Origin of the sequence: Fodinibius roseus, assembly GCF_900129315.1 — a bacterium.
GTDB lineage: Bacteria > Bacteroidota > Rhodothermia > Balneolales > Balneolaceae > Fodinibius > Fodinibius roseus.
This window is the reverse complement of record NZ_FQUS01000044.1, coordinates 1-12,781: the sequence shown is the minus strand read 5'-3', so window position 1 is coordinate 12,781 and position 12,781 is coordinate 1. Positions and strand designations below refer to the sequence as shown.

Sequence of the window (12,781 nt, the reverse complement as noted above, 5' to 3'; positions counted from 1 at the left end):
CCCCACAAATCGCTGGGGTATAAAACACCGGTAGAACTACTACCTTAACCCAAATCCTCTACTTTTGAGTGGTCCGAAAAATGGGGAAGCTGACAGGGAGTAATAATGAGTTTCAAGATTGGGAAAATTTATAAAATCAATAATAAATACATTGAGGTAATTCACAACGATGATATCTTTTCTAGACCTATTTCTACTGGAAATGGGCTAAATATAATTGGGAGTTTAAACTCGTATGTTTCAATACCTTTATTTAATTCTTTAGAGGGAATAGGTATAATATTTGAACAATACGAGCCCAAAAAGGATAGTCAAGAGTTGTTTGAAAGTAATGAGCAAAAAGATGTAGTCGTTTCAAAAATTAGACTGATTGGAACTTACAACCCTTTTAAAAAGAAATTTGAAAAAGGGCTAGACTATCAACCTGCTTTAGGTGCTGAAGTATTTTCTCTCAAAGAAGAAACTCTTGAGACTATATACCAATCCATAATTGGTAAAGATGAACCTGAATTGAAGATCGGAACAGACCTTAATTATCAAAATATTTCGGTAAAGGCGAATCCAAATACTTTACTTGGTAAACATTTTTCAATATTTGGAAATACTGGAACAGGCAAGTCATGTACGGTTTCCTCTATACTGCAAAGTATCTATTTGGAAAGAGGTCGTTTACAGAATTCAAGTGAAACCAGTCTCAAAACAATAATAATTGATTCAAATGATGAATATTCAGAGGTATTAAATGGATTAAACGAGGATAAAATTGAGAAAATAAGCGTAGAGGATTTAAGGATTTCACACAAGAATTTAACATTCTATGAGCTAACTCAACTTTTAGAGGAAGACTCTCCAAACGTACTTCATTATTTAAGATCTGCTATTTTAGAATTAAAAAGTACAGATAACGTTGATGAACAAGTTTATTATGACTTTGCAGAACTTCCAGGTGAAATAATTAGTGAGATAGAGCTACAAAATAACCAAAACCAATGGAACTTTATAAAAGGATATTGTGGACATTTAATAAACAGAATTGAAGGATTTTTAAGTGATAGCAGATATGATTGTGTTTTTAGTACAGATGAAAATTCAATTATTAATTTTCTTAGAAGTGATAAGCAGTTATTAATTTTATCAGTCCAAACAGCAAATGATGTATTAGCAATTATTGCGTATCAAATTTGCAAAACTATTTATTCATATAAAAGGAATAATCAAACAGAGGATAATCTATTACTCGTACTAGAAGAAGCACACAGATATATCTCTGAGGACAATAATGATGTAATTAATAATTATTATGTGGAAAAAGTTGCTAGGGAGGGAAGAAAATATGGTGTCAATATTTGCGTGGCAACCCAACGCCCTTCTGATGTATCCCATACTGTAATTTCTCAATGTAATTCACTGATTGTACATAAACTTACAAATTATCGTGATTTAGAATTTATTAGAAACACGATTGAATATGAAGATAGAAATCAAATAGATTTAATATCAGGGTTGAAGCAACAAGAGGCTTTAGTTCTAGGAGATGCGTTTATGTTTTCGTCTATTGCTAGAATTTCTGATGCAGATCCAATACCCAAAGCAGAAACTCCTAAAATATTTTAAACGGTGATTTATGGGACTATAAACAAACCCTGGGGGTATAGTCCCAAACTTAGCTCTAGTCCATTTTACGTCTTACCGCACTTAACCCGTAACCCTAAAAAATAAATAATCCGGACAGAGTTTAGTTTACACACCCTCGTAAATACGATAAGCCAAATTGATAGCTTTTATATCCATCTATCCAAAAGATTGTTTGAATGAGTTATAAAATTAAAATTTTCTGCTTGCCATTTACCTTTTTAAAGGTGATTAGTGTGACAACATTACTTCCAAACTTCTGCTAAAATCCAATCATTACTACCTGGCAAAGATAGTTCTCATTCTCTCCATCCATTCCTATTTGTTTGAGTGAATTCCAATTATTAAACTTAGTCATAGGCTAATTCGTGTACATTTTCTTCTCCAAACCAAGCTGAAGCAGTTTCTAATACTTCCTCTGATGGCTCTTGAAAAAGTACTACAAGGTTCTTTTTTGCACGACTACAACAGACATAAAAAAGTTTTTGTGTCCTTTCTATAACAGAATTTTTACCATTTCCTTCAAACAAATATTCAAAGTTATACATATTCCATCCTCCATTGTCCAACACAACAAAAACACTGTCAAATTCAGCTCCTTTTATATTATGCTGGGTTGAATATGGAGTATAAGCTTCAACATAATTATATAAGTTGATAACTTCCTTAAATTTCACCTCTCTAACACGTTTATAGATGTATTCTTTATTCTGGACAAAGTTGTTAAACCTATCATCTTTTTTCCAGATTCCACTGCTATCCGCAAATTCTATAACTTCTTCAATAGAGCTTTCCCCCATTTCTGTTAGTTCATCAACAGATTCTTTTAGCTTCTTCTTATCGGCAACAGATTTGATAGGGTAATGAGTTTTTTTTATAAACTCATTGTGTTTGGCATTTTTGTATAGATGAACACAATCTTGAATTTGGAATAAATGATTTATTAGAGTATCCCTTTTTGTATCGTTTCCTTCCTCAACTTTAGATGATTTTTTCTCACCTATCAATTGATCTCTATTTAGATAGATATTTCTGATATACTTATAGGGATACTCTCTTGCTTCCTGATATAGACTTGGATTTTCCTCCACAAATTTTTTCTCAGATTTTGTAAGATCATACTCTTTGTCAATAATTTCACCAAAAGTTAAGTTTTTGTCTACATCAATCTTACCATCACGGATTTTTCTTCGAATTTTATCTTTTATTTGTAGAATTCGATCCTTGGTATAAATCTCTATAAGCGTAGGAAAACCTACTTTGTCAGCTATCAGATTATGGCTTAGATAGAGTTCCTTCGTTTCATTAGCATCGTCAAAGTCAAAACCATCAAAAAAACGCAAATCTGTTATTTCTTCGATTTCAAAATCATTTGAATCTGTAAACAGAAAGCTGATTCCCCCTTCAATGCCATAGTTTGTTGCCTCAGAATCATCAGCCGTTTTTTGTACTAGGTTATCATCCCTAAGCTTATTAATTAATTCTACAATAACTTCAGGATTCCTTCTATTATCTTCTTTTTGTATTTCCTGTATTTCATTCTGATCTATATAATCCTCAACATTTCCAACTCTATTTCGATAGATGGACTGCATTGAATCTCCAAATAATCCAATTGATATATTCTTGTCCGACTTTTTTAAGTGTTCCAAGAGTATATCAATAACTTCTTCAAAGGTATCTTGATACTCATCGATAAGAATGTAATCAAATTTATCCTTTACGATGTCTGAAAGTAGCTTGTGTTCATCAAATAAATATCTGGAAATAGCTATCACTTCGTCATGTGATATAACTCCTTCATTTAATTTTCGCCATTCCCTATATTTGATTTTCTTTTCACTCAAGTATTCTTCACTTAGCTCCTCATCACCATAATAAGATATATCACTGTTATTAGTGAGTTTAAGTAGCCCTTGTTTTATATTAGGCTGAAAACTTTTAATGGTGTCCCACAAAAAATCGTGGATAGTTGATATTTTTAGTCTCTTGAAGGGAGCTCTTTCTTTGATTTCGTTGACAGCGACATTTGTAAATGTAATACATGCAACGTTGGCAGCAGGATCCTCAGTATATATCCTTTTAAGGACCTCGATTAAGGTATACGTTTTCCCGCTACCTGCTCCACCTTTCAGTATGAAGTTATTTCCTTCATATATATGTGAAAAGATTTCGTCTATTGTTTGAGCCATGTTAATCCTTCTTCAATATAGCTGGGGATATCCCAGTTCGAAATTGCATCATTACTATGATAGATGATATCCAATGCAAAATCTGTTTTTTTGTTTATACAGTTTTCAGCTAATTCAAATGAACTTAATTGCTCATTATCAAATTTGTCCGCTTTTTTTAAACCATAAAAACTATCCTTGTTTTCTTGTATAAAAGTTAAATTCTTGTTTATGAATGCATCTTCAAAACTTCTTGGATGGTATTCATCCTCTTTCTTTTGATAGACAATGAGTAAATCTCCGCTATTGTCATTTTGCCAACCATCTTCTTCTTTTGACAAGCATCTTTCATCTTTTCTAAGATCAACTAATTCATCCAGTTCTTCTTTTCCCAGGAAAGACTTTATAGTATTATTACTTGTTTTTGCCCCTTCCTCCACTGGGCATTTACCATTTTCATGAACGGAGTCAATATCCGTTATAATCAGAGTTTTGATATCAAGAAAATCTATAAATTTATCAAAGATATGTGCATATGCTCCTGCTTGAATAATTGAAATGTTTTGTGACAAAAGAGGTAGTTTATCTTCTTGATTCTCATTGTCCATCTTTCGCATAATAGAAGGAATCAGTAAACGTTCGGTGTCACCTTCAATTAAAATCGCTTTATCGGCAAAGAATAGCTCTGATCGGCTCAGTGTAAGGTATTTCTTAAGGAACTCATATTGATCAGAATCCTCATCATATTCCCCTTCTAATTGTTTTAAATCCTTGGATATAACACTGTTAACATTAGTTCTGTCAAAATACTTTATGTCATCAAATTCACTTTCAGCTGTAATATGAGATGAGTGCGTGCTAATGATTGTTTGTAAATCTATTTCAATACCATCTTCCTCACCATTTCTTTCTTCTTCGAGTAGATCTTTAATATTCTTGATAAAAATATATTGCATCTGTGGATGAGTATGAGCTTCCGGCTCTTCTATAAAGAATAAATTTATATCAGATGGAACTTCCGTCTCTGATGTCTTTCTTTTGAAATCATTAAGGATAACTTCAATTTCAAAAATCATTGAAATTAAATTTAGATACCCCAGTCCATAATAATCTTCGGGTAGAGTCTGTTCCTCCTGACTGTACATCACGGAGGTATTATCTTTCAATAAGTTCCTGCCTTCCAGCTTAGATTTGATTTCAAGTTTTGATTCATTCTCTTTTATGCCACCGAATCTTTTAACCTTGTCAAGTAAACCTGCAAATAAGTCAGTATATACCTCGTCTAAATCCTTATCGGTGTTCCTGAGCTCCTTGTTCAATCTTCTAATATTTTCGTTCTCGACTTCTGGACTGGATATCTTGTTATAAAATCGTGATGATTTCCTTGAGAGAGTTTTATCAGAAGTAGTTTTATATCCATCTGTATCAACCACATCTCTTTTGGCTTTAATTCTTTTAAAATTTATGATTTTATCTATCGTACTCTGCTCTTCTATACTTACTGTATTTTCTTCATTCTTGTACTCTAAAGCTCTCCTGCGAACAGCAAAGTACGATTTGTAATTTTCAGCAAGATAAAAAAGGATATCCTTTTCAGGATCACCGGCATAGTCTTTTTTAAATTCTGTGAAATCTTTTTTTAGTCTTTGAATCTCCTCGTACAAAATGGAATACGAAAATTCTATAACTACGACATTTTGGTCAGGTTCAAGATTGAGCATAACCTCAGAAATATTGGACAAATTGTCTTCCTCATCATAATGGATATATAGCTTTAGTGTAATTCCAAAGGAATATTCTTCCTCAAAGTTATCTTGAATAAATTTTTCTTTGAATGATTGTTTCGATTCAAGATTAATGTCCTCAAAAGAAAATCTATCTTTGGAGAAGGTAAGAAACCTCTCTAAGACCGAAAGAAAGGATGTTTTGCCAGTATTATTTTTCCCAATGACTAAAGAAAGGTTTTCCTCAAGGTTGATATCAAAATCTTTCAACAATCGATAATTACTAATCTCAATCTTGTTTATTCTCATAACTATTGATGTTATTTAGAGGTAATCTATAATACTCTTTTAGGCTGCTTAAACATCTACAAATAAAAGCGTCACGATAAAAAAACTGATACGAAAGATAACCAGAGCTTATCTGGACTAAGGTCCATTCTCAAAGCATAGTATAAGTATAATATATTTCATCTATATGGATGGATATAGGAGAAAACTGTTTGCTTGACGTTTTCCTTTTTGAAGGGGTTACGAACACATACATTTTGGACCATATATTATCCTAAGATATTCTTTTTTTGTTGCTGAAATTCAGTTTCAGTAATTATACCTTGTTCTTTGAGGTCAGCTAATTTTTGCAATTCATCGGCGGTTGATTGGTTAGTTGAATTTAAATTGTTCCCATTTTCTTGATTCTTATTCCGTTGGTTATTGATAATTTTTTTCGCTTTTTCAGGATCAGGAATTCCAGAAACAGAAATTTCCATATTGCTTTGACCAGCACTACTAACTTGAAGTGTACCTACATCAAATATTTGTTGAAAAAATGACTGAGAAACCTGAATATTTCTAACATCGCTGTGATAAACTTCATTTGTCTGTTTTGAAAATATTCCTTTTCGTAAAATGGTTTTTCTATTATCAATAGTTAATAGAATTCCTTTCACTTTTAGCCACCAAATGAATAATATCACAAAACCAATTCCCCAAACTAAAAAACCTAATAAAACGCATAGTATAAATCCTACAGGATGACTCTTGAAAATACTTGGATGACTTTTATATAAATAATCATTCATAACTTTTGATTGCATTATCTGAATTTGGATTGTGTACGTAACAACCTTGTATAAGGGACCAATGTTGATTTAATGAAAAATGTACTATAGAAACTGTATAAAACAAAAACTACTAAATAAAGAAGGGGACTGTTTGCCTGAGCTTTACTTTTTTGAAGGGGGTAGGTGAGAATTACACATTTAACCAGTTTTAATTTTATAATATTTCCTCAGGATTACTTTCAGACAATAATAGTTTAGTTATACCTTCATATGGAATAGGATGGTTATTGATTGTTACAGAGGTTTTTAAAGTCACATCTTTAATTTCTCGTGGTCGCATAATGATACCAAAAATTTCGAGTGCTCCTGTGGGGTATGGTTTTTCTTCACCAGAATCTATTCTATTAAATGTAAAATCAAGTTCACTGCCGTTTGCATAGCTAGAGATATTTGCAACCTTCGGATTGTATTCATACTCAAAATCAGCATTGCTCTTTATTGAACCTTCACCTTTTATATTACCTGCACTAACTTTACCTTCGCTTTTAAATCCTAAACCACCACTTATATAGAGTTTGATTTTACCATTATAATTAGTATCAGAAAAAGAAGTCATTGGATAGTGATGGGTGACAAGAGGTTTTTCTTCTTCGGATAGAAAATGATTTAACTTACAATTAATATTGACAGTATCTATTTTGAATTTATTATTGTGTTTTTCACTGATATTGACTGAATGCCTGAAGTAGTGAAAATCGTATTCATTTACATATTGCTTCTCATAGTCATCAATTATTCCAGTTTTAACTAGGTTACCAGTAAATATTTTATCAGGGATACTTACAATTTCACCCAATAGAATATTTTTTTGAAAGAAACTTTTAGGGATACGAAATTTGATCCAATCATTATAAATCAAATAGTACATTGGCACTGGTATTTTCATTTCTATGTCGTCTTTTGGAGCATATTTATAATACTTGTGTGGTATATAAGCACGTTTATTTTTTTTACTTATGGATTTTAATTCTCTCTTAAAAATTGTATCAAAAAAAGCCATTATATTTAATTCTTGGTTGTTAGTAATTGTCTATTAAAGAAAGAGTAACAATCAAAAAGGAAGCGGGCAAGAATTGGCGAGTCCAGTCCCCTTAAATGTTGGTTAGGCTTCAAGATTTGCGGGAGTCATGCTTAAAAGCCTCGATATTTTGGACAAAAGAAGTTATTAAATCGGAAATAAGATTTTTCTCTAAGTTCAAAACATTTGAAATTCTTGATGAATCAATATTACATTTGGAAAACCCTATAACTGTATCATAATTGTTATCCTGACCTTCAATAAAATCAATTCCTAGATTGTTCAAGTTATTATATTCGGAGTGGAAAAAATCTCTTTTTTCAAATTCCTTTCTTGACAAGATTCCTTGAATCTGTAATGTGTTCCTGCCATTCTGATCTTTCATGATTTGTACCGAGAATTTATTATTCTCGGTTAGAACATCAAATGAATAGAAGTTTGAATAAATTTTTAGCTTATGAAAAGCTGATAATTTAGAATATAGTTCATCTTCTAAAGTTGTCTCGAAATCTGAGATATTCTTTTTATGTGGTCGTATATACCTTTTATAATATTTAACTATCTCATCATATTCTTTTTGATATTCTGACTTGTGACCTATCTCTAAAGAGTTTTTATCAGAACTACTCAATAGGTTCATGGATGTGGAAATAGCAGACTTCTCATTGAAATATAATTTTGAATGTAAATGGGGTATTAGATAAGGAGTAATACCCATTTCCTTTAGTTGGTTAATTGAATCTAAGTTTTTTTGACCATCTCTGACATATATTTCCAATTTTGTTCCTCTATCAAGCAGGTTTTTCAGTCTATTGGTAAATTTATGCCAGCCAAGTATTTTGATATAGGGAGAAACTAATACAACAAATTGATCGGCTTCATCAATTAGAGTAAAAATCTCTCCAGAAATCTTACTTGGCGAAATTATTTTCATTGGTATAATTGGCATTTAAAATTTGAGAACCTAACTAGAAACTTATAGCAAGTAACTCATTTTCGGTTAGTTTATCAATCATGGAGTCTGTTAGCGTATTTTTCAGTTCCATTTGTTTATATAATATCTTTACATAGTATATTTATGTAACTACGAATGTTATATTTAGCTTTATAGATGAATTTATTTGAAATTATAGGATGAAAAAAATCTACCAGTTTGAATTTCATTTCACTATGAAACCAGGTTCTGGTAAAGAATGGCATAGAATATTTAAGAGCCTTGCAGAAATAATAGCGTCTTATGATTTCAAACCAGCTAAAATCGATTTTAATAAATTTCAAACCAATAATCATTTCAACTAAAATCAGAGATTAGCACTGTTTTGACGTATCCAGGAGACCAATTACAAGATTTGGAAACACTGGTATCGGAATTTAGGATTCTTAATCCAATTCCGAAGAATACTCCCACCATTTTTGAAGTATCGGGATATCCTCATTTTGAGGATGTCGCAAGTAATGTGCTCCAGTTTTTCTTTCAATCTACTCATGATCATGGTTTATCATCTCTAATGGTTCAATCCCTATTGAATACTGTTGAGAGCTTAAATAAAGATGGTACTTCATCCGACTATTCAGTTCTGGATGTAGAAAGGGAAGTGGTAACTGATAAAGGAAATAGAATAGATCTTGTTATTGAAACAGAAACCAAATGCATAGCAATTGAGAATAAACTTTTTGCCATTCTGAATAATGACTTACAGGATTATCAAAAATTTATTAAGGACAGCTATCCTGATAAAGAAAGAATTTATTTGGTTCTGTCACTTCAACCCAAAAGAAAACCTGATAATTGGGACAAACTTAAGTTTACTGAAATCCTGTATGAAGATTTACTCAATAACATTGAAGGGTATCTGGATAAAGTAACGCCACAAGATGAGAAGGTACAGATTTACCTAACAGACTTTATTAAAACTATTCGAAATTTAAGTAAGGGTACAGAGTTAACGATGGGATTTTTAGAGTATTTACAAGAGTATAAATCAGAAATTGAATTGCTTCATAAATATGCTTTCGTAGATTTCAAAAATGAAATAAAAAAGAAGGGAGATATAATTAGAGATAACATAAAGTTGGAAGAGAATGGTTTTAACAGTTTCCATCTTAACAAACCCCATAGTTTAGAATACGTCCAAGGATTTGAGAAAGTAATTAGTGATGGTAATTCCAGGTTTAAACTTCAGATTAAAGTCAGGTTACAGCCTAAAGAATACAGGGTTGAACTTTGGGTGGGTGATGAATCTCATTTGGGAGCCTTTAATAATTTTATTAAAAGTCGGATAGAAAAATATAACACCTTGGAATCTCATCCAGAAAATAACGCAGGTAAGATTTATGAGGAAGTGAAAGTTACTGGGGATAGTAATTCTATAAGCAAAATTATAGGCGATGTAAATGATTTAATGCAAAAATTTTTATAGGAATTGCATCAACTCATATTTTACAGAAAAAGGTATATTGTGATAAATAGACAGAATAAGATATTCCTCTTCAACCTATACCATATGGTAATACTTATTTTAATTTATTGTCAAAAATTTCCTTTAGTTCAATTGGTGGATTTAAATGCTGTAAAATATTGGTACATAATAAGTTAAATATAAATAGTATAACATAGGTATAACAACTAATGTATTTTATCTACTTCATAGGGATACTTTTATGTTTGCAAGATACTGATATATATTAATTGTATAATACATGAGTACTGTAAATTTGTTTAGTTTAGTTCTTTGGATATTTTATTTATTAATTTAAAATAAATAAAGAGAAAAAATGGATTTAAGGGCTATTAAGGGTTTTAAAGGTAATGTAAAATTACCAGACAATAATCTTATAGTTTTATTTGGGCAAAACAATTCAGGTAAGACCTCAATTTTACTAAGTATCAATAAGGCTTATGGGAATTCCTCAGATTATATATCCCCTTTGAGATTTAATATCTCAAATTCTGTTACTATTGATCATAACTTTGATAATCAGATCCAACGTGCTCATAATGACCGAAGCAATTACAGTCCTAATAGAGCAGAAGTACAAGCACCTGATGCAATTAAAGAAATTTTTAATTTAGATGATCATAAAAGGGAAAAGATAAAAGAGTGGCATAATAGATACTTTGGCAAGTTATCAATAAAGAGGTCAGATGAAAAAAATAGATATTCTCCACCTGAAATTAGAATTGATGGGTTAAAACCTACTCAACAGGGATCAGGTTCTAGGGCAGTTTTGAGTATACTTGTAAAATTATTAGATCCAGATTTAGAAGTTTTATGTATTGATGAACCTGAATTGAGTATAGAACCTAAAACTCAAAGAATCTTATTCGACCTAATTAAACAAGTTTCTGAAGGGAAAGAAGATTTGCCTCAAAAGAAAATTATTTTAGCTACACATTCTCACATCTTTATAGATAAATTTGATTACCAGAATAATTTTAAAGTTGTAAATAAATATTTATTTAAAAAACCTACTCTTGAAAATATTATAGAGGAAAAAGAATATCATCAGAGTTTAGATTTAAATAGAGAAGCCCCGATAATTGACCCTCCAAGAGAAACCATTTTTTTGCAAGTAAAGAATGAAGGTGAACTGCAACAAAGTGTCTATGATTTATTGGGGGGTAGTCCAGCTGATTTATTCTTTCCATCTAATATTATTATTGTTGAGGGGAAGAGTGATGAGGTATTTTTAAAACGTATATATGAATTAATGGTAGCTAAAGGAGATGTAAAACAGAAAAAATTAGCTTTCCATTACGCTGGAGGTTATGATAAAACGAAATATAGCACCGAGTCAATTATCCAAATAATGAAGACACAATCTTATATTCCTGTTTATAAGGATAAGATTTGTGGAATATTTGATAAGCCAAATAAGAAGGAGAAATTAATTAGAGAAATACGTGATTTTGTAGGAGATGATGAGGGAAATAGATTTATCCTATTATCAAAAAAGGCTATCGAATATTACTATCCCCTTAATGCTGTTCAAAAGACTTTGGGTGGTCGACCTGTTACACCAAAACAATTAGAAAAAGAGGTAGACAAGTTTTTAACTCAATACAAATCGCAAGGAGATGGTGACTTTTTCCATTTTAAATCAATAAAAAAAGTAGATCTATCGCATCGTGTTTGTTCTCATATAGATAATTATAAAACAGTTAATGATAAGATTATTAAACTAATAAAGCATGCTGTTTCAATCTCATATTGACTGTAGGGCAGTGAGTTATGGGACTATAAATAAGTCCTGGGGGATAGTTTCTACTTTAATATAATATTTGGATTTATCCATCTATCCCAAACCTATAGTAACTGCATGGATGGATTAATTAGGATAAGGTGAGGACTGTTTGCCTGACACTTTTCTTTTTAAGCAATTAGCCTTCCTCTAATATTTAGTTAAAATTGACTATCGGCTAGGTGCAGAATTGTGGGAAACGTTAACCCTCTTTATTCCTTGTCTCTTCTAGGAGTAAAATCAATAGGCTTATGTCTTCGATTATCCTCCTCTAGATCCAAAGGGGAGAAATTAAACATATCCTCCTGATTAGGATTCAAATCTATTTCTTTTTGCTTTCCTTTTAGTGTATAAATGAGTATTTCAGAGACTTTTTTAAGATAAAGGGATGTGTCCCAGTTCTTACGTTTAGCCCTTTTAGCTACAGTATTTAGGTGGTGTGTGAGCTTCTGAAAGTCCACTGAACTGCGTGGCTTATTTTTCTTAACATAGATCCTCAGCTTTTGGTGAAATGCGTTCAGAAAGTCAGCACTTTCTCTACACTCCATGTAAAGCTTTTTTATATCTTTCCTTCTGGTCTCAAACATAGCAGTGCAATCGACAAAAAGTTATTCAGCTATTGTAAAATAGAAGTAAATCCTAACTAACAGAAATAAAGATCAGTTTTAATAATTGGTCTATGGTAAGTAATTAGGTAGATCCAAAGAGATAAGTTTACAGTTGTAGAATTGGTTGAAAAGTAAGTGAGGAATATCTGCCAAATATTTTCCTTGAAGGGGTGTCAGCTTCCCCATTTTTTGGGCCACTTAAAAGTAGAGGATTTCGGTTAAGGTAGTAGTTCTACCGGTGTTTTATACCCCAGCGATTTGTGGG

The 12,781-nt window shown here is 31.5% G+C and carries 9 protein-coding genes; 3 read left to right on the top strand and 6 right to left on the bottom strand.

The genetic code is table 11. The features are described from left to right. Window positions 1–105 precede the first annotated feature (105 nt). Window positions 106–1,614 carry an ATP-binding protein gene (locus BUB16_RS20550; RefSeq protein ID WP_073068655.1) on the top strand — a complete coding sequence of 503 codons (1,509 nt, stop codon included), beginning with the start codon at window positions 106–108 and terminating at the stop codon, window positions 1,612–1,614. Between the two features lie 368 nt (window positions 1,615–1,982). Here BUB16_RS20550 and BUB16_RS20545 read toward each other — a convergent pair whose 3' ends face one another. From BUB16_RS20545 to BUB16_RS20525, 5 genes are all read right to left on the bottom strand, one after another. Beyond that, window positions 1,983–3,824, bottom strand: coding sequence for a UvrD-helicase domain-containing protein (locus BUB16_RS20545; protein ID WP_073068653.1), 1,842 nt, complete (start codon window positions 3,822–3,824; stop codon window positions 1,983–1,985). Beyond that, the gene (locus tag BUB16_RS20540) at window positions 3,809–5,836 is read right to left on the bottom strand and encodes an ATP-dependent nuclease (RefSeq protein WP_073068651.1); all 2,028 of its coding nucleotides are present in this window, start codon (window positions 5,834–5,836) and stop codon (window positions 3,809–3,811) included. Before BUB16_RS20540 ends, BUB16_RS20545 begins: the two co-directional genes overlap by 16 nt. 248 nt (window positions 5,837–6,084) lie before the next feature. Continuing rightward, a complete protein-coding gene (locus BUB16_RS20535) occupies window positions 6,085–6,621 on the bottom strand; it encodes a PH domain-containing protein (protein WP_073068649.1) in 537 nt (178 codons plus the stop codon). 181 nt (window positions 6,622–6,802) lie between these two features. Next, on the bottom strand, window positions 6,803–7,648 hold the full coding sequence (locus tag BUB16_RS20530) for a hypothetical protein (protein WP_073068647.1): 846 nt from the start codon (window positions 7,646–7,648) through the stop codon (window positions 6,803–6,805). 109 nt (window positions 7,649–7,757) lie between these two features. Then, entirely contained in the window at window positions 7,758–8,600 is an 843-nt protein-coding gene (locus BUB16_RS20525) for a phospholipase D-like domain-containing protein (protein WP_073068645.1), read from the bottom strand. A gap of 415 nt (window positions 8,601–9,015) precedes the next feature. Here BUB16_RS20525 and BUB16_RS20515 point away from each other — a divergent pair, with 415 nt between their 5' ends. Together BUB16_RS20515 and BUB16_RS20510 are read left to right on the top strand one after the other, a co-directional pair. Further along, entirely contained in the window at window positions 9,016–10,086 is a 1,071-nt protein-coding gene (locus BUB16_RS20515; protein WP_211483257.1) for a PD-(D/E)XK nuclease family protein, read from the top strand. A gap of 355 nt (window positions 10,087–10,441) precedes the next feature. After that, window positions 10,442–11,881 (top strand): ATP-dependent nuclease, encoded by a 1,440-nt coding sequence (locus tag BUB16_RS20510; protein ID WP_073068639.1) that lies wholly within the window; start codon window positions 10,442–10,444, stop codon window positions 11,879–11,881. 239 nt (window positions 11,882–12,120) lie between these two features. Here the strand turns inward: BUB16_RS20510 and BUB16_RS20505 are convergent, their stop codons facing one another. Next, window positions 12,121–12,495, bottom strand: coding sequence for a hypothetical protein (locus BUB16_RS20505; RefSeq protein ID WP_073068637.1), 375 nt, complete (start codon window positions 12,493–12,495; stop codon window positions 12,121–12,123). Window positions 12,496–12,781: the final 286 nt, after the last annotated feature.